A 19,224-nucleotide genomic window follows, 5' to 3' on the forward strand; every position below is an offset into this window, starting at 1 on the left:
GCCTCAGCGTTCGCGCGTACGAAGTGCATCGCGGGCTTCGAAAAGCCCGTGCAGCGTGATCTGGCGGACCGCATCCCGGCTGGCGCGGATATGGCGTTCGAGCGCCTTCTGGGCGGCTGCGGCGTGGCCCTCGGCCAGCCGGTTCAGGATCTCGGCATGTTCTTCGTAGGTGGCCTCCACGCGGGCGGGCTGAACGAAATCCAGCCTGCGCACGATACGAATGCGTTCGGTGACGTCGCGATGGATACGCGCCATTTCGCGATTACCCGCGGCAGCAAGCAGGCCGGCATGAAACTGTTCGTCGAGCTGCCAGAGGGTGGTGCTGTCGGTTTCCCGTTCGCTGCGCTCGATCTGCCAGATGGCAATCAGCTCGGCCAGCTCGGGTGGGCGGTGGTCGAGCGCACACAGGCGCGCGACGGCCGCGCATTCGAGCGTAATCCGCACGTCGTAGAGTTCGTCGAAGACGTCGAAGTCCAGCGGCCGGACGTACCAGCCGCTGTGTTCTCTTACGTCGACATAACCGTCGCGCTGCAGGCGAAACAGGGCTTCACGAACGGGCGTACGGCTTGCCCCGGTGCGTGCGGCGATCTCGTTTTCCGATAGCGCATCGCCGGGCATGAGTTCGAAATCGAACAGCTCGGCCTTGATCCGGGCATAGATCCGGTCGGCCAGGTTTGAACGCCGGGCCGGCCCGCCAGGCCGGCCCACATGCGGGGCGGCCATGCTCAATCGCCGGCCGGCTCGATCACGAGCAGTACGTCGCCGGCCGAAATCAGCGTGCCCTCCTTGCAACGCAGGGCCTTCACGTTGCCCGCACAGGGGGCATCCACCGCGAACTCCATTTTCATCGCCTCGACAATCACCAGCGGATCGCCGGCTTCAACGCTTGCGCCTTCGTCGACGTGCAGCTTCCAGACGTTGCCGGACACATCGGCGGTCACGGCCTCGCCATCGATGTCTTCACCCGCGGGTGCCGCGGCCGGGCCCGCCTTGGCTTCGGGCTCGGCGTCGGCCTCGGCCTGCCAGTGTTCGACCTCTTTGGCGAAGGCCTCGCTCTGACACTCGCGAAAGGCGGCGATATCTTCGGCGTTGGCGTCGAGAAAGCGCTGGTATTCGGCGAAATCGAAGACTTCTTCAGTGATTTCGGCATGCAGCCGGCCGGCCCGGAATTCCGCCCGCATATCGGTGAGGGTGTCTTCGTCTACAGGGTAGTAGCGCACCTGATCGAAAAAGCGCAGCAGCCAGGGTTCGCCGGGTTCGAACTGGGCGTTGTGACCGAACTTGTTCCAGATGGGCAGGGTGCGCCCGACCAGCTGATAGCCGCCCGGCGAGTCCATGCCGTAGATGCACATATACACGCCGCCGATGCCCACCGTGCCCTCGGCGGTATAGGTGCGTGCCGGGTTGTATTTGGATGTGACCAGCCGATGGCGCGGGTCCACCGGCACGGCACAGGGCGCGCCGAGATAGACATCACCCAGACCGAGCACCATATAGCTGGCCGCGAGGATGGTTTCCTGTACCTGTTCGCGCGTCTCGAGGCCATTGATGCGCTGGATGAAGTCGACATTGTTGGGCAGCCAGGGCGCGGTATCGCGCACCGACTGGCGATAACGCGAAACCGCGTCCAGCGTGGCGCTGTCTTCGAACGCCAGCGGCAGATGCAGTACGCGGGTGTTTAGCTTGAGTTCGTCCACCTCGGGCAGATCGGCCTCGATGGCCAGCAGCGCATCGATGAGCTCGCGCTGGTGAATACGCTGGCCGTCGTAGTTGACCTGCAGCGAACGCACCCCGGGCGAGAGTTCCAGAATGCCGTCGATCGGGTTTGCCTCCAGTGCCTGCATGAGCAGGTAAACGCGTAGCCGAAAACGCAGGTCCAGAACGTTGGGGCCGTATTCGATGAGGATGTAGCGATCGCCGGCCTGGCGGTAGGCCACCGCCGGCCGGCTGCCCTCGGCGGCGCGCTCGGCGAGCACGCAGGGCGAGACGGTATCGGCCGGCGCGGGCAGGGGTAGGGCGTCGCGCGCTGCGGGTACGGCCAGCTCGTCGCAGGCGGCGTCCTGTTCGCGTTGCAGGGCTGCGGCCTCGTCGAAGCCCAGCTGCACGAAACGAATGGTGTCACCGGGGGCGACCTGGCCGACCTTCCACAGTTCGGCCGCGGCGATGGTCACCGGGCAGACGAAGCCGCCCAGGCTCGGGCCGTCGCGGGTGAGGATCACGGGCATATCGCCGGTGAAGTTGATGCTGCCCACCGCGTATTCGGTGTCATGGATATTGGAGGGGTGCAGCCCGGCTTCGCCGCCGTCCTCGCGGGCAAAGCTGGGCTTGGGGCCGTTCAGGCGAACGCCCAGACGGTTCGAGTTGTAGTGCACCTCCCAGTCGGTGGCAAAGAACTGGGTGATCGACTCGTCGGTAAAGAAATCGGGCGCGCCGTGCGGGCCGTAGAGCACGCCGATTTCCCAGTGGTTGGCGTAGTTCGGCACCAGATCCCGGGGGGCAGCCTGCGGTTCGCGAATGGGTGCCGGCGTGGGCGCATTGGGTTTCGCGGCATCGCAGATGGCCAGCATATCGGTGGCCCGCAGCGGCCGGCCGGCATGGCCGCCGAACTGGCCGAGCGCGAAGGTGGATTTGCTGCCCAGATAATCGGGCACGTCGAAGCCGCCGCGTACGGCCAGATAGGTGCGACAGCCGGACTCGGCCTTGCCGACCACGAGCGTCTGGCCGCGCTTGACCGAAATCGGCGCCCAGAAATCGACCGGGGCATCGTCGAGCGTGGCCGCGGTTTTCGCGCCGGTGAGCGCGATGGTGGCATCGCTATGAAAACGAATGGTCGGCCCGAGGATGGTGCATTCCATGCCTGCGGCCGAGGCATGGTTGCCGACGATGGCGTTGCCCAGCCGGAAGGCGTAGTCGTCCATCGGCCCGGAGGGCGGCACGCCGATATGCCAGTAGCCGGTGCGCCCGGGGTAGTCCTGAATGCTGGTATAGGTGCCGGGTTTGACGATTTCCAGAAACGGCGGGGCATAGTCGAAATCCGCCAGGAACGCGGTCGAGACTTCACCGGCGGCGAAGCGTTCGTTGGCCACAATCTGGCGCAGGTAGTCGAGGTTGGTCGCAATGCCGGACAGGCGCGTGGCATCCAGGGCGTTGGCCAGGCGGGCCAGCGCGTCGTCGCGGGTATCGCCGTGCACGATGAGCTTGGCGATCATCGGGTCGAAATGGGCGGACACCTCGGTGCCGGCGGCCACCCAGGTATCCACCCGGGCCTGCTCGGCGAACATGACTTCGGTCAATGTGCCGGGCGAGGGCGCGAAGTCGCGTGCCGGCTGCTCGGCATAAATGCGTACCTCGAAGGCCGCGCCCTTGGGGTTGGCTTCGAACGCAGCCAGGTCGGGCGGCGTGCCGGCCGCGGTCTGCACCATCCATTCGACCAGGTCGATACCGGTCACGGCTTCGGTAATCGGATGCTCGACCTGCAGGCGGGTGTTCACCTCCAGAAAATAGAATTCGTCGCGGGCGCCGTCGTAGATGAATTCCACGGTGCCGGCCGAGCGGTAGTTCACCGACTCGCCCAGGCTGACGGCGGCCGCCATCATCGCTTCGCGCGTGGCTGGCGGCAGATGCGGGGCCGGTGTTTCTTCCACGACTTTCTGGTTGCGCCGTTGCAGCGAGCAGTCGCGCTCGCCCAGGGCGGCCACGGTGCCGGCGCCGTCGCCAAAGATCTGGATCTCGACATGGCGGGCCGACTCGATGAAGCGTTCCAGAAACACGCCGCTATCGGAAAAATAGTTCTGGCCCAGGCGGGCCACCTTTTCGAAGGCGGCTTCCAGCTCGGCTTCGTCGTTGCAGCGCGACAGGCCGATACCCCCGCCGCCAGCGGTGGACTTGAGCATGACCGGGTAGCCCAGATCCGTGGCCGCGGATTTCGCGGCCCCCAGGCTGTCGAGCAGGCCGGTACCCGGGGCCAGCGGTACGCCCGCGTTCTCGGCCAGCTCGCGGGCGGTGTGCTTGAGGCCGAACTGTTCGATCTGTTCGGGCGTGGGCCCGGCAAAGGCGATGCCGGCGTCTTCGCAGGCTCGGGCGAAGTCGGCGTTTTCGGATAGAAAACCGTAGCCCGGCACGATGGCCTGGGCACCGCTTTCGCGGGCAGCGGCCAGCACGGCCTCGACGTTGAGATAGCTCTCGGCGGCGCTGTCGCCGCCCAGGGCAATGGCCTGATCGGCGGCGCCCACATGGCCGCTGTCGCGATCCGAGTCGGCATAGACCGCCACGCTTTTCACGCCCATGGCCTTGAGCGTACGCGCGATGCGTACGGCAATCTCGCCGCGGTTGGCGATGAGTACGGTATCCAGTGCTGCCATCAGTCGTTCGCCTTTGCTTGTTGATCTGCGATGTAGGCCCGCCAACCGCCGAAGGCGGTGACATCGCGGGCGGTGTCGGCGGCCCAGCCTTCACAGATGAAGCCTTTCACCTCGCGGCCGTCGGCCAGCATCAAGGTGCCGATGCCCAGCGGTGCCGGAATCAGTGCAACGAACGAGCCAAATGCGCTTGCGGGCACGTCCCACAGCTCCACCTGAATAGCCGCGCCGTCCGCGCCGCGGATCAGCCCCGGCTTGGGCGGGGTGGTGCCGGCCAGGGCCAGCAGGCGGTATTCGGGGGTGGTTTCGGTCTGTTCCACGAAGCGTGCATCGCGTTCGGTCAGCTGCCAGTTCAGCGGCATGCCGCGCAGGTGCGCGCCGACCACCGCGACCCGGATCATGTCGTCGGCCGGGGAGGCGTCGGGCTTGATCGCGACCTGTGCGGCCAGGCGTTTGCCCGTGCCCAGGGGCCAGGGCTGATGGTTTTGCCAGCGGGCGCCGAGCGCGGCGAGGCGGTCGTCGTGCCAGGCCGGGGCAATGAGGGTGATGCCGGCGGGCAGGCCGTCGTCGCGAAAGCCGCCCGGCAGGGCGAGCGCGCAGTAATCCAGCAGGTTGACGAAGTTGGTGTAGGTGCCCAGCCGGCTGTTGAGCGCGACGGGTTCGGCCGCGATCTCGTCCTGGCGGTAGATGCTGGGCGCGGTGGGCACGAGCAGCGCATCCACGGTTTCGATAAGGGCATCCGCCTGGTGCTTGAGCGCAGCCAGGGCGTACTGGGCCCGGAAGGCCTCGACCGCGCTGGCGTTCTTGCCGCCGGTGATGATGTCGGCGACCACCGGGTCGGCCGCATCGGCATGCGATTCAATGAATTCGCCCACGGCGGCATAGCGTTCGGCCACCCACGGCCCTTGATAGAGCAGTGCGGCGGCCTCGTGAAACGGAGTGAAATCGAGTTCGACGATTTCCGCGCCGGCGGCTTGCCAGTGGGCTACGGCGGCCTCGAAGGCGGCCCGCGCGTTGTCGTCGTCGAAGAACTCGGGCTGGCTCGGCACGCCCAGCCGCGGCGTGGCCGCCGAACTCGCCGCAGCCGGGGCGCTATAGGGCACGGCGCGCGAATAGGCGTCTTCTGTATCGAAGCCGGTCAGCACGCCACGGACGACGTCGGCGTCGGTGATATCCAGTGCGAAGATCGACACGCAGTCCAGCGACCGACAGGCCGGCACCACGCCGCGGGTACTGATGGCACCGCAGCTGGCTTTAACGCCCACCAGGTTGTTGAACCCCGCGGGTACGCGCCCGGAACCGGCCGTGTCCGTGCCCAGCGAGAAGGCCACCAGCCCGCGGGCGACCACCGACGCCGAGCCCGAGCTGGAGCCGCCGCTTATATAAGAAGGATCGAAGGTGTTGGGTACGGCCCCATACGGCGAGCGCGTGCCCACCAGCCCGGTCGCGAACTGGTCGAGATTGGTTTTGCCGAGAACGATTGCACCGGCGGCCAGGAGTTTTTCCACCGCGGCGGCCGAGCGTTCGGGGGTATAGGCAAAGGCCGGGCAGGCGGCCGTGGTGGGCAGGCCGGCGACGTCGATATTGTCCTTGACCGCGAACGGTACCCCGTAGAGCGGCAAGGGCGCGCGCTCACCGCCCAGGCTCTGGATACGGGCATCGAGCGCATCGAGCTGGGCATCCAGTTCGGAGGCGCTCACGATATGAATCCATGCCGGGTCGTCGCTGCTCAGCGTCTCGCGCAGGGCATGAAGCGCGCTACGCGGCGTATCGGCGTGGTCGGCGTAAGTGGTCTGCCAGTCGGCCAGGGTCGAGATCGTCATAGAAGCTGCATACAGGGATGTATACAACCGCTATGCAACGGCTATGCCAGTGAAGCGACCACCTGAATCGCGGTTATCGAAGCGCTGTTATTGCGGGTTCTGCGCGTCTTTTCAGGGCCTTGCTTGCGGGTGCTTCGTGAAAGGCCGGGCGGTGCTGAGGTGGTCCAATCTGGTGCAGTCGGGTTCGAAATGCCCGTAATCTGTGCGGGCTTGAACGCCGCACGTTTAAAAAAGACCGGATTCCAGACCAGCCGCCATCATGAGCCCTAATTCTTCACACTGGCTTTCGAAGGCCGGGTCGAATTCGCCCTGGCAGACGAGCGGCGCCTGGATGGCTTTCCAGCGCAGGCCGCCGGTAATGCTCTCGATAGCGCGACGTGTGCCGGTGCCGTCATGGCCGGCCCGGATATACACCGCGAAGGGCAGGGCGTCCGTGTGGTCGAGGCAGTGGTAGTAGCTGCGGTCGAAGAAGTCCTTGAGCGCGCCGCTCATGGTGCCAAGGTTTTCCGGCGTGCCCAGGATGACCGCATCGGCAGACAGTACATCCTCGGGCCCGGCTTCCAGTGGCGCGACCCAGCGTGCGCTGACCTGGTCTATATCCGGATTGTTCAGGCCGCGCAGCACCGCGTCGCGCAGCCGGCGGGTGTTGGGCGAGGGCGCGTGCGCGATGACAACGACGTGATAACAGGGATCGCTCATGTCTGGGCTCTCCAATAGAAAATAAAGCTGTTTCGAAATGAGGTTCCATACGCCAAGGGGCGGATCTATTGACGGGTGGTATGTGCAGCAGTCACTCGAGAAAATGCGCGTCGTTATCGTTTTGTAATCGTTCTGCCATATCAAAACAGAGACAAGACGAAATTTATTTAATTTGCAAATACAGCGTTCTTTGCTTAAGTGTCTGACCTACAATGAAGCGGCCCGTATTTGAATTGTCGCCAAGTTAAATTGTGGGTTAAGCGTTGTCATGCCTGCGGCGGAAACGTTGTACGCTCGTCTACTCACGCCTCCGCCGGAGGCTTGCTCTTGCCACAACCATTCAATACCCGCCATGACGGCCCAAGTTGTCGAGAACAATCGTGAACGCTGTCCCCGTTGTGAGAGCTACGGCGTGCTTCCCTTGCGCCGGCACGGGTTCAGAAAGGTAATGAATCTGCGCAACTACTATCGTTGCATCGATTGCGGCCATCGGTTTCTGGCGCGGCGACGATAGGGGGCGCGCCGGCAGGCAATGCTATCCTTGCGCCTGATTCTCCGGCGCACGTATTCATGCAATGAATGTTCGGGACATCGACCTGAACCTGCTCGTCTTTCTCGATGCGCTGCTGCGAGAGCGCAGCGTAACCAAGGCCGCCCTGGCCATGGATCTGAGCCAGCCGGCGATGAGCAACGCGCTGCGCCGCCTGCGCAAGCTCCTGGGCGACCCGGTGCTGGTACGTACCGCCAGCGGCATGCAGCCCACCGACCGCGCGCTCAAGCTTCAGCGTCCGGTACGCAACGCGCTGGCCCAGCTGGAAAGCGCGATCGCCCCCAACCGCGCCTTCGAGCCGGCCACCGCCGAGCGGCTGTTCACCATTCTCATCACCGACTATGCGGCCTCCGTACTCATGCCGCATGTCGTCGGCGTGCTCGAACGCGAGGCACCGAATATCGCGCTCAATATTCTCAGCGCGGGCAGCGATGCCATCGACCAGATCGAGCGCGGCGAGGCGGATGTGCTGGTCAACCGCTTCGGCAAACTACCGGCCAACTTCCACCAGCAACAGCTGTGGAGCGACCGCATGGCCTGTCTGATCCGCAAGGACCATCCGGCACTGGTCGAGGCCAACGGCGAGCTCACCCTGGAAACGTTCCTGTCGGAAAAACATATTCTGATCACCCAGACCGGCGTGGGCCTGGGCCGCATCGACGAAGTGCTGGCCGATACCGGCCGCTCGCGCCAGATCAGCGTGCTTACGCGCCACTACCAGCTGCCCCGCGAGCTCGTGGCCAACAGCAACATGATCGTTGCCTTGCCGGCACGTATCGCCCGCTATCAGGCCCGGCATCTGGGCCTGGCGGTGCTCGACCCGCCAATGGAATTGCCGGAGTTTCATATCGGCATGACCTGGGGCGCGCTCGATCATCACGATGTCGCCCACCGCTGGCTGCGCGAACGCATTATCGCCATCGCCCGCGAACATTTAAGCTGACGGCCGGGCAGGCCTCGGCCGCGATTTCAAAGAACAACAGGAGAGTTTCATGACCGATCGATTCGATCTGACCGGCCGCATCGCGCTGGTCACGGGCGCGGGCGGCGGCCTGGGCAGCGGCTTTGCCACCGCGCTGGCCGAGGCCGGGGCCAAGGTCGTGCTCTGTGGGCGTCGCGAAGGCCCGCTCGTGACCACCGCGGATACGGTACGCGAAGCCGGCGGCGAAGCCACAGTGGTGCCCATGGACGTCAGCGATGTGGAGTCGGTCGCGGCCGGTTTCGATGCCGCGGAACAAGCCTTCGGCACGGTGGACATCGTGGTCTGCAATGCCGGCGTGGCCGTGGCCGCCCCGGCCATGGACATGGAGGAGGCCGACTGGCTGAAGACCATCGACGTGAATCTCAACGGCTGCTGGCGGGTGGCCACCGAAGCCGGCCGTCGCCTGCGCAAGGCCGACAAACCGGGCAGCGTGATCAACATCACGTCGATTCTCGGCCATCGCGTGGCGGCCGCCCTGGCGCCCTATGCCGCCTCGAAAAGCGCGCTGGAACAGCTCACCCGCAGCCTTGCGCTGGAATGGGCCCGCCACGGCATCCGCGTGAACGCGATCGCGCCGGGCTATATCTCCACCGATATCAACCGCGGCTTTTTCGAGACCGAGGCAGGGCAGAAGATGCTCAAGCGTATTCCGCAGCGTCATCTGGGCCACGTCGACGACCTGATCGGCCCGCTGCTGCTGCTGGCCTCGGACGCCGGGCGCTACATGACCGGCAGCACCATCACGGTCGACGGCGGCCACCTGCAGTCCACGCTCTAGCCAGGAGGCCGAGCCCTGGTGTTCATGCGGGGCAGATAATGAACGCCGTTCACCATCGCGCTATGCTGGCTTTATTTGGCCGGACGATTATCCATGGCACGCCGCAGTGAACACACCCGCGAACAGCTGCGCGATCTCATGCTCGAGGCCGCCGAGCAGCTGATCGTCGACAAGGGCCTGGCCGGGCTGAGCGCCCGTGCCATCGCCCGCCAGATCGGCTATACGCCGGGCACCATCTACCTGGTGTTCGCCAATCTCGACGAACTCATCCTGCACGTAAACGCTCGCACGCTCGACCGGCTGCGCGTACCCATGCAGGCCGCGGTGGCCGCGACTGACGACCCCGAGCAGCAGCTGCTGGGCGCTGCACGCGCATATGCCGATTTCGCACGCAGCCACCCCAATCTGTGGCGGGCCTGTTTCGAGCATCGCCTGCCGGAAGATGTGGCCGGCCCGGACTTCATCGACGCCCGCATCGCCCAGCTAGTGGAACTCATTATGGCGCCGCTGGCCCGGGTGTCGGGCGCGCAAGGCGCAGCCCTCAACGCCGCGGCCCAGTCGTTGTGGAGCGGGGTGCACGGCGTGTGCATCCTCACCCTCACCGGCAAGCTGCATACGGTCGGCGGCCAGGCGACCGAACACCTGACCGACGACCTGATCACCCACTATCTGGCCGGGCTGGTCAGCCGGGCAGCGCCGACGACTTCGCGCGGCTAGCCGCCACCGCCGGTTCGCCGTTGTCGAGCATGCCCTGTACGCGCTGTTGCAGGTCGGTGGCGTCCACCGCATCCGGCGCGATCGGCTCGCCAGCGATCAGCTCGATACGCGAACGAAACCGCTGCGGCAGCCGCTTCATCGCCGGGCCGCCCTTGCGCGAAAAGAAGCTGCCCCACATGCCCCGCAGGGCCATGGGCACCACGGGCACCGGCGTGCGTCGCACCACCCGCTCAACGCCTTCACGAAACGTCTGAAGTTCGCCGTCGTGGGTGATCGCACCTTCCGGGAAAATACACACCACCTGGCCGTCTTCCAGCTCGCGGGCAATGGCGTCGTAGGCCGCTTCCAGACGCTTCGGGTCTTCCTTGGCAGGCGCGATGGGAATGGCCTTGCCGGTACGGAAGATGAACGACAGCACCGGAATATCGAAGATGGTGTGATACATCACGAAGCGTGCCGGCCGGCGCACCGAGCCGCCCAGAATCAGCCCGTCCATGAAGCTCACGTGGTTGCATACCAGCAGCACGCCGCCTTCTTCGGGAATGTTCTCCAGGCCGCGCTTGCGAACGCGATAGATCGTGCTCACCAACAGCCAGATGATGAAACGCATGGTGAATTCCGGCACCAGCGTGAAGATGAACACCACCACCGCGGCCGTCATGATGGCCGTGGCCAGAAACAGCCCCGGAATGCTCAGCCCCAGGGCAAGCGCGCCCACCGCATACAACGACGCCAGCACCATGAACAGCGCGTTGATGATGCTGTTGGCCGCGATGATGCGCGACAACCGCTCGCGCGGCGCACGCTCCTGAATGAGCGCGTACAGCGGCACGATATAGAAACCGCCGAACAGGCCGATCAGCCCCAGGTCCGCGAGCACCCGCCAGCTGCCGTCCAACGCCAGAAACGCGCCCAGGCCCACTTCATTGGCGGGCGTGGCCACGCCGGCAAAGCCCAGATCCACCCCGAACAACACCAGGCCCGCCGCGCCGAACGGCACCAGCCCCAGCTCGATACGCCCGCCGGAAAGCCGGTCGCACAGCATCGACCCGATGCCGATACCAAATGAAAACAACGCCAGCAGCAGGGTGACCACCGTTTCGTCACCGCCCAGGTCCACGCGCACATAGTTGGGCAGCTGGGCCAGATAGATTGCGCCTACCGCCCAGAACCAGCTGATGCCCATGATCGACAGAAAGATCGTGCGGTTCTCGCGCGCATAGCCAACGATGCGAACCGTCTCTGTCACCGGGTTCCAGTTGAACTTCAGGTCCGGCGCGCTGGGCGCCGTACGCGGAATGAACAGGCTCACCAGCCAGCCCAGCACCGCGAATACCAGCACGCTGATGCCGATCACCAGCGTGTTCTCGCCTACCGTATGCACCAGCTGGCCGCCCGCGATCGTGCCCAGCAGAATGGCCAGAAAGGTGCCCAGCTCCACCATGCCGTTGCCGCCGGTCAGCTCGCGATTATCCAGATGCGCCGGCAGATAACCGTACTTCACCGGCCCGAACAAGGTGCTCTGCGCGCCCATCAGGAACAACAGCAGCATGAGCAGCACCAGGCTGTGCAGCGCAAACGCCACCGCCGCCCCGGCCATGATCACGATCTCCAGCGCCTTGATCCAGCGCATGAGCGTGGCCTTGTCGTACTTGTCGGCAATCTGGCCGGCGGTGGCCGAGAACAGAAAGAAGGGCAGAATGAACAGCGCCGCCGCTACGTTCACCAGCACGTTCGTGCTCATGCCGCCCTCGGTCATCGCCCAGCTCGACCCCTGAAAGGCGATCAGGATCACCAGCGCGTTCTTGAACAGATTGTCGTTGAACGCACCCAGAAACTGGGTAAAGAAGAACGGCGAAAACCGTCGCTCGCCAAGAAGCCTGAACTGTCCGGAAGCCATGTCGCGATCCGAAGTAATTAAACGGTGTTCAATTTATAGCAGCACTCGAATTCAGTCGCAAGTCGACGGCGATTGTCCGCGTGCATGCTGCCCCGTTCTTGCCTTCAAGAGCGCGTGGTGTTCCAGTTTGTCCGGAAGGATGCTTCGGCCTGTTTCAAGAGCCTGAACGGCCTGTTCAGGTTGGTGGAAATCCGCGCCCGCTATTCGTTCTTTAAAAATAAGCAGTTATGATTAGACCGTTCCCCGCACACGCGGGGATGAACCGATCGGGCGGACTCGGGCGCGAGTTCTGGCCAGCCGTTCCCCGCACACGCGGGGATGAACCGGCTGTCACGTCAGCTCGACCGGCCGGAAAGCGCCGTTCCCCGCACACGCGGGGATGAACCGCGCCGTTGAGAACGCCTTCCTTGATCATCACGACCGTTCCCCGCACACGCGGGGATGAACCGGCCGCGTGTTCGATATCGAGGAAATCCGGGGCCCGTTCCCCGCACACGCGGGGATGAACCGAGCATCGACGGCCACGCGCTGGACATGCCCACCCGTTCCCCGCACACGCGGGGATGAACCGGGCCAGCAAACGACCGGGAGGACTAGCCCTTGCCGTTCCCCGCACACGCGGGGATGAACCGGCTCGAGCACGCTATCGGACATGATCGATTCCCCGTTCCCCGCACACGCGGGGATGAACCGTCGAGGTACGGCGCAAGGCCAAGCAACGAACCCCGTTCCCCGCACACGCGGGGATGAACCGGGCGGCTTCTTAGCCGCCCTTATTCGTTCTGGCCGTTCCCCGCACACGCGGGGATGAACCGCTCGCGGACAACGGCGCGAACACCGGGCCCGGCCGTTCCCCGCACACGCGGGGATGAACCGCGCTGGGTTGTAATCGTCACACGCGCAGTCGCCCGTTCCCCGCACACGCGGGGATGAACCGACGACGAACGCCTGCGGGTGCGCCTACGCCAGCCGTTCCCCGCACACGCGGGGATGAACCGTCCTATCCGTTTCGCATTCGTGCGGTAGATACCCGTTCCCCGCACACGCGGGATGAACCGGGTCGAATCGAGATCATCCTGTCGGGATGGAACCGTTCCCCGCACACGCGGGGATGAACCGTGCATGAAATTGCACTAACTAAGATGGTGCCGCCGTTCCCCGCACACGCGGGGATGAACCGGGGCGGCTTGAGTTCGATTCGGGCTGGTCTGACCCGTTCCCCGCACACGCGGGGATGAACCGTACCTGCCGATCTATGGCGGCACCGTGACGGGCCGTTCCCCGCACACGCGGGGATGAACCGCGTTGAAGCAGTGCAACGCCAAGCTCGACTCACCGTTCCCCGCACACGCGGGGATGAACCGATGCGCTGACGGCCAGCCCCAGCGACGTGCGCCCGTTCCCCGCACACGCGGGGATGAACCGACGATGGACCCGGCGACGTATGACCTGGTGTTTCGTTCCCCGCACACGCGGGGATGAACCGTGCGGACGACCTCGAGCTGTACGCGGGGCCGGACCGTTCCCCGCACACGCGGGGATGAACCGTTCTCGCGGTCCTTCCAGGCGGCCTCGCCTTCCGTTCCCCGCACCCGCGCGGATGCAAGGTGCCGATCAAGCATGCTTTTCGGCATGGCGTATCGTCCCGGTGTGTGTTGTAACAATCGTCTCGTGCGATCAATACGAGACGAAGTAGCTCACCCAGCCGGCTCTATCAACCGAACGCGATAGCGGTCCAGCGCCTGATAGAGCCCCTCGTGTTGGGTCAACGCGATCGTGTAATCGTGATCGATCTTGTCCACGCCCGATTCGTAGAGCGCCAGGCAATCTTCACCGGTATACCACGACGGATAAATGATGCCATCCAGCTCCGGGAGGTGGTTCCGCACGAACGCTGAGAGAGCCTGGGCAAGGTCGTGTTCTTTCTGGTGGATGACGTCCGGGGTGACTCCAGCGATGACCGGGTAGTCCTGACGCAGATCGAGAAGTTTGAGTGATTGGGTGGTTCGTTTGTAGACGAACAGAACACGCGACGTCAGCAGGGCCGTGGATATTTGCGCAACTCGCTGGCGAGATTTCGTATGAATGAGTGTTTCGCAGGTGGCCGTTTTGACTGTGGCAGCGAGATAAAGGGCGCCGAACGTCGCGAGTGTCGGGTCTGTGGGTGTCGGCGGTCCGCTGAAACGGCTCGGCGTACGGCCATAGGTCAATGGCGACTGGCTGTATTTGGCTGGCGAGATACGTACGAAGCGTCCGTCGAATAAATAGTCGCACACAATCTCCCTGAGATCGCGCGCGTTGTACGCCATTACCCGAAGCTCCCTTCTTCCTCGCGGTTGAGAGCCACGATCACGGAGGAATGATCCCCGGCATGCAAGCGATCCAGCGCAGTCTCGCCGCCGAACTCATCGCGAGGTTCGTTCAGCCAAAGCCACGCGGGCCAGCCATTGCCGTGGATGGCTACGATCTTGTCCAGGCCGGGCAACCAGACAGGGCCACGCGGACTACCGTCTTCGGCGAACTGGGTCTTGGGGAACACCACGCCGCCGACCTCTTGCGACAAGCCGATAATTCGACCGTCTCTATAGCGGTTGTAGATCGTGGTGTGCGATGCATTCAGGTAGTCGGCCATTGCCCGGGCGGAGAGCATCTCGTCGCCTTGGCTGCGGGCCGGGTCAGGCGCAAATGTCCGCTCGGCCATCCTCGCCTGAGCCTGCTCGCACGTAAGAATGCCCGGTTTCACATTGTCCGGCGGCGCCGCAGGGCCGCTAGCATTCAGCGCTTCAATCAGCTCACCGGTTTGTGAACGCGAGGGTGCTTGAAACCCAGTGTCGGGTAGCCGGACGCTGTGGGCGAAAGGTACACGCTCGAACTCGGACTCGAAGAACGCGTCAACCGGCGCGTTCGTGGACGCCAAGTAAACGACTTCCTCGTCCTCCGGCGGATTCATGAGCGTTTCAAGCCGCATGACCTCCGTAATGAAGTCGTTCCGGCCGCGACGAAGAGCCCGTTTCGCATGGCTGGTGCTGCTAACGAACGCACCATGCTTGTGACTGAGATTGTCAGCCGCAAGACGCATGACCAACCGGCCGATCAGTTTTTGCCGGTCGCTATCGAGTTTGTCGAACTCGCTTTCGAGCCACGAAGTCAATCCATGGCCTCGATCGCTCACGTTTTCGGATGCCATGACGCAAACTCCTTGTGACGTCTGACAGTCGTATAGTCCGTCCACCCATGAATTCTGTCAACTTTGTAAAGTCTGTATAAACAGTTAATCGCATGCATGTGGCCAATGCTCCGGTGGCTTTGTGCGTCGCTTTATGAAGCCGCATAAAACCGGGGTTTTCGGGTTAATAATGCGCGTAGGCGCGCTTGGGTGTTGCGGTTGAAGGGGTGAAGCCACTGGCAAATGAAATACCGACAGACGCCGGCGTTTTGTTTTGCAATGGCCTTGCAAACAGTTGACCGTGTCAGCTGATTTGATGCCGGATGAATAAGCCGTTTCACGCTTCGAATAGCGCCATTGTCCGGCGCATGGCGGCTCCCATTTTCCAAGCTGAACAGATCGTTCAGCTTGGTGGATCTTTCAGCCCTTGATTCGTTCTTTAAAAATAAGCAGTTATGATTAGACCGTTCCCCGCCTGCGCGGGGATGAACCGAACCTCTTAGGCTAGCCACTCCTGCTAGCGAGCCGTTCCCCGCCTGCGCGGGGATGAACCGCTCATCCCCACGTATGTGACGGTGCCGAACCCCCGTTCCCCGCCTGCGCGGGGATGAACCGCCGCACCTCGAACTCCTGACCCTCTACGCATGGCCGTTCCCCGCCTGCGCGGGGATGAACCGACAATGTCCTGGATATAGGCCCAGAAATCGCCCCGTTCCCCGCCTGCGCGGGGATGAACCGCGCTTACCGGCGACCTTGCCGGCCACGCGCTGCCGTTCCCCGCCTGCGCGGGGATGAACCGGTGGTAATCAATACCGCCGCCTTCATCGCAGCCCGTTCCCCGCCTGCGCGGGGATGAACCGTCCTTGCCGAACTCACCGGCTTGCATATCGACCCGTTCCCCGCATGCGCGGGGATGAACCGCCAGATCACGGCCGTATCGCAGCGTGTCGCGCCCGTTCCCCGCATGCGCGGGGATGAACCGGATTCGAGGCGCTGCTGGTACTTTTCTTCGTACCCGTTCCCCGCATGCGCGGGGATGAACCGCATTGCAGCCACGGCTGCCCGGGGGCTGTCGGCCGTTCCCCGCATGCGCGGGGATGAACCCGAACGAGAGCGGGCGCATCGACGAGCTAAACCCCGTTCCCCGCATGCGCGGGGATGAACCGGAAAACGTCTATCCGCGTAAGGAACGCGCCGACCTTTCCCCGCACACCCGGGGATGAACCACTTTTCGGATGACCCGGAAGGCTGGCAGAAGCCCGGTCTCCGCCCGCGCGCATGAACCGTCTGCCAACCGAGGCTCGCGCACTCGTGACTGGGTAATTCGCAGTTTCGATCATGGGATTAGTCGCCCTGCGTTTTCCGGAACGTCGGTCTTTGTTGTGGCTGCATATCAAGTGGCGAAGCCGCGCTCGGGTCCGTCGTTCTTTGTACTTTTTTTCTAGCGTTTGTTCTCGCAGGGTCACGAATTGACCCACCGCGTGTTGCATGCTGACGATGCGGGCTAGAAAGAGAGCAAGGGCATGTCAGAACGAGAAGGCCCACACCAATCCATAGCCACATTTTCTGCGTTAAGTCCGCAGGCGCGGTCGATCTGGTCGAAAAGCGCAGCGGATGAAGAAAGCGCCGGCCACAATTTGCTGGCGCATATGCTGGACGTGTCGGCGGTGGTGGAAACACTGCTTCAACATGAGCCACGCACAAGCCTGGATTGGGCCAGCCGCGCGCTCGGATTGCCGGGGGAAAGCTGTACGCGGTGGATTGCCGCGATTGCTGGGTTGCACGATTTCGGTAAAGCCATTCCGGGTTTCGTCATCAAGTGGCCAACGGGTCATGCGCGTGCCGAGGCCGCCGGTCTTGATTTTCCAGATCAGGCCGAGGAGCGGGGCAACCATTCGTTGGCCACCGCGGCACTCCTTGCAGAGCCGCTCGGCGAGCTGACTCGCGCCCCGTGGAGTTGGGTGCTGGCCGTCGTGCAGGCGATCGCCGCGCATCACGGCCGTCACTTCCGCGCGGACGAAACCCGCCATGGTCGGCCGATCGGTGAGTCTGCCGAGTGGGCGCGCGCACGCCGCGAAATACTCGATGTGTATTGGCGCACGCTCGATCCGCAAGGCGGTCCAAGCCACGAAGATCTGGATCTGGTCGCGGTGAACTGGCTGGCCGGCTTGACCAGTACCGCGGATTGGATCGCCTCCAACGTGGCGTGGTTCGCTCTCGGCGAGCGACATGACGATTTGCAGGCGTACTACCAGTCGGCGCGCGAGCTGGCGAGCGCCGCGTTGTCGGATGCCGGTTGGCCGCGGTTTCGACGACTTCTGTCCGAGCCTTTACAGGTGGACGCTCTCCTTGGCCGCATCCGCGGCAAACCCACGACGCCGCGCCCGTTGCAGCAGGCCGGCGAGGCGTTACTGCAAGACGCGCAAGGGCCGACGTTGCTCTTGGTCGAAGCGCCGATGGGCGAGGGCAAGACCGAGTTGGCCTATCTGGCCTATCTTCGCCTGCAGGCCATGAACGCGCATCGCGGACTGTATGTCGCTTTGCCGACCCAGGCGACCGGCAACGCGCTTTTCGACCGTACTCGAGCGTTTCTGCGCGCCTTCGACGAAACGACGACCGTGAAACTCGTGCATGGCGGTGCAGCAATGGCGGACCAGCTGCGTCATCTGCGCGGTATCGCGCACGATAAAGAGGAAAGCGTGTCGGCGTCGGTCTGGTTTTCCCAGCGGCGTCGGCCATTGCTGTCGCCGTACGGGGTGGGCACGGTAGATCAGGCACTGCTCGGTGTACTCAATGCCAAACACCATTTCGTACGGTTGTGGGGCTTGGCAAACCGAGTGGTCGTGCTGGATGAGGTGCATGCGTACGACACCTACACCAGCGTGTTGATTGAGGCGCTCGTACGTTGGTTGAAAGCCATGGGCAGTTCGGTCGTGCTCATGAGTGCAACGCTGCCGCAAGCCAAACGGGATCGGCTGGTTCGGGCCTGGGGTGCCGATCCGCAGGAGCTGCCCCAAAGCGACTACCCGCGGTTGACACAAATCGATGCGCGCTCGGTCCGCGGCATGACGGTTGGCTACCGGCCGCAGGCGCCGATTACGGTACATGGGCTCGACGAGTCCTTGGAGGCGATCAAGGAACAGGCGATCGCCTTGCTTGAGGAGGGTGGTTGCGGGGCCGTGATCGTCAATACGGTTGATCGCGCGCAACAACTGTTTCGGTTGCTCGAGCCGCACACGCAGGCAAACGGTATCGAAACAGTGCTGTTTCATGCGCGATTTCCGGCAGATCAGCGCGCCGACATCGAAAAGCGCGTGCTCGCAATCTTCGGCGAATCGAGCGGTGCCAACGCCGAGGGGCGGCCCGCCAAAGGCTTGCTGATTGCGACCCAGGTGGCCGAGCAATCGCTCGATCTGGACTTCGATTTCATGCTGAGCGATCTCGCGCCTATCGATCTGCTTCTGCAGCGAGCGGGGCGCATGCACCGCCACGACCGACAGCGCCCGGCCTCGCATGAGCAAGCGCGCCTGTGGGTCGCGGGGTTGCATCACGATCGCTTGCCGTCGCTCAAGGAGACCGCCTGGGAATACGTCTACGACCCGCTCGTGCTCGGACATACCTGGGCCTGTCTTCGCGAGCGCGAACTGCTCAACCTGCCGGGCGATATCGATGCGCTGGTTCAGCATGTCTACAGTTTTTCGGAATTGTCGGCTTCGATAGACGCGAAGATCCGCGATTTCATCGAAATCGAATCCTATGGTGCCCATCTGGGTACCGAGAAGGGCAAGCACCAGCAGGCGATCGATATTTCATTGGACCCGGAGGATGAGCCGGCTCGGGCCTACCAGAACAAGCCGTTCGGCGGTGATGACGAGCAGGGCATGCGTAATGTGACCCGGCTCGGTCCGGACTCGGTGAATCTCGTACCCATCGATGTCATCGACGGCGCCTGGACTGTCGATGGAACCGTCATCGATCCACAGAAAGTGCCGTCCGACGATATTGCACGCCAACTCTACGCGCGCCAGTTGCGCGTGTCGCGCAAGGCGGTCGTGCTCCATTGCCAACAGGCGGAGCGGCCACTGGCATTCGATGAGCATCCGCTTCTGCGCCATCTCTATCCAATGCCGCTGGTCGCCGGGCGTTGTGAGCTGGGCGGTCAGTCGCTCTATCTGGACCCGGCGCTGGGGCTTGTTTACGAAGCAGGTGAGAAGTGAGGGGAAGAAGCTCTTCCCCTCGCGGCCCCGCTTG

11 protein-coding genes and 2 CRISPR repeat arrays are annotated in these 19,224 nt (G+C 63.8%); of the genes, 4 read left to right on the forward strand and 7 right to left on the reverse strand.

Annotation, left to right across the window (positions count from 1 at the left end):
- Nucleotides 1-3: 3 nt before the first annotated feature.
- The 4 genes from CMN27_RS15710 to CMN27_RS15725 form a co-directional block, all read right to left on the reverse strand.
- Nucleotides 4-723 carry a GntR family transcriptional regulator gene (locus CMN27_RS15710; RefSeq protein ID WP_293627944.1) on the reverse strand — a complete coding sequence of 240 codons (720 nt, stop codon included), beginning with the start codon at nt 721-723 and terminating at the stop codon, nt 4-6.
- Nucleotides 724-725: 2 nt separating this feature from the next.
- Nucleotides 726-4,361 carry an urea carboxylase gene (gene uca, locus CMN27_RS15715; protein ID WP_293627945.1) on the reverse strand — a complete coding sequence of 1,212 codons (3,636 nt, stop codon included), beginning with the start codon at nt 4,359-4,361 and terminating at the stop codon, nt 726-728.
- Nucleotides 4,361-6,181, reverse strand: a complete 1,821-nt coding sequence (gene atzF, locus CMN27_RS15720; protein WP_293627946.1) for an allophanate hydrolase — start codon at nt 6,179-6,181, stop codon at nt 4,361-4,363. Before atzF ends, uca begins: the two co-directional genes overlap by 1 nt.
- Before the next feature lie 225 nt (nt 6,182-6,406).
- Nucleotides 6,407-6,880: an NAD(P)H-dependent oxidoreductase gene (locus CMN27_RS15725; RefSeq protein WP_293627947.1), complete on the reverse strand. Its 474-nt coding sequence runs from the start codon at nt 6,878-6,880 to the stop codon at nt 6,407-6,409.
- Nucleotides 6,881-7,455: 575 nt separating this feature from the next.
- On the opposite strand from CMN27_RS15725, the gene CMN27_RS15730 reads away from it, so the two are divergent.
- The 3 genes from CMN27_RS15730 to CMN27_RS15740 all read left to right on the forward strand — a co-directional run bounded on the left by CMN27_RS15730 (nt 7,456) and on the right by CMN27_RS15740 (nt 9,907).
- Nucleotides 7,456-8,373, forward strand: a complete 918-nt coding sequence (locus tag CMN27_RS15730) for a LysR family transcriptional regulator (RefSeq protein ID WP_293627948.1) — start codon at nt 7,456-7,458, stop codon at nt 8,371-8,373.
- A 49-nt stretch (nt 8,374-8,422) separates the two neighbouring features.
- The gene (locus CMN27_RS15735) at nt 8,423-9,190 is read left to right on the forward strand and encodes an SDR family oxidoreductase (RefSeq protein WP_293627949.1); all 768 of its coding nucleotides are present in this window, start codon (nt 8,423-8,425) and stop codon (nt 9,188-9,190) included.
- 93 nt (nt 9,191-9,283) lie between these two features.
- Nucleotides 9,284-9,907 carry a TetR/AcrR family transcriptional regulator gene (locus CMN27_RS15740; protein ID WP_293627950.1) on the forward strand — a complete coding sequence of 208 codons (624 nt, stop codon included), beginning with the start codon at nt 9,284-9,286 and terminating at the stop codon, nt 9,905-9,907.
- Here CMN27_RS15740 and CMN27_RS15745 read toward each other — a convergent pair.
- The 3 genes from CMN27_RS15745 to CMN27_RS15755 all read right to left on the reverse strand — a co-directional run bounded on the left by CMN27_RS15745 (nt 9,873) and on the right by CMN27_RS15755 (nt 14,994).
- Nucleotides 9,873-11,807 (reverse strand): MFS transporter, encoded by a 1,935-nt coding sequence (locus CMN27_RS15745; RefSeq protein WP_293627951.1) that lies wholly within the window; start codon nt 11,805-11,807, stop codon nt 9,873-9,875. The genes CMN27_RS15740 and CMN27_RS15745 overlap by 35 nt on opposite strands.
- Before the next feature lie 236 nt (nt 11,808-12,043).
- A CRISPR array of direct repeats spans nt 12,044-13,415; the repeat unit is 29 nt; unit sequence CCGTTCCCCGCACACGCGGGGATGAACCG.
- Between the two features lie 89 nt (nt 13,416-13,504).
- Nucleotides 13,505-14,116 carry an RES family NAD+ phosphorylase gene (locus CMN27_RS15750; protein WP_293627952.1) on the reverse strand — a complete coding sequence of 204 codons (612 nt, stop codon included), beginning with the start codon at nt 14,114-14,116 and terminating at the stop codon, nt 13,505-13,507.
- Nucleotides 14,116-14,994, reverse strand: a complete 879-nt coding sequence (locus tag CMN27_RS15755; RefSeq protein ID WP_293627953.1) for a hypothetical protein — start codon at nt 14,992-14,994, stop codon at nt 14,116-14,118. The genes CMN27_RS15750 and CMN27_RS15755 overlap by 1 nt, the downstream gene beginning before the upstream one ends.
- A 443-nt stretch (nt 14,995-15,437) precedes the next feature.
- Nucleotides 15,438-16,200: direct repeats of the CRISPR family, unit length 29 nt; unit sequence CCGTTCCCCGCCTGCGCGGGGATGAACCG.
- 296 nt (nt 16,201-16,496) lie between these two features.
- Here CMN27_RS15755 and cas3 point away from each other — a divergent pair.
- Nucleotides 16,497-19,190 carry a CRISPR-associated helicase Cas3' gene (gene cas3, locus CMN27_RS15760; RefSeq protein WP_293627955.1) on the forward strand — a complete coding sequence of 898 codons (2,694 nt, stop codon included), beginning with the start codon at nt 16,497-16,499 and terminating at the stop codon, nt 19,188-19,190.
- Nucleotides 19,191-19,224: the final 34 nt, after the last annotated feature.

Source organism: Salinisphaera sp. (assembly GCF_002729955.1).
Taxonomy (GTDB): Bacteria; Pseudomonadota; Gammaproteobacteria; order Nevskiales; family Salinisphaeraceae; genus Salinisphaera.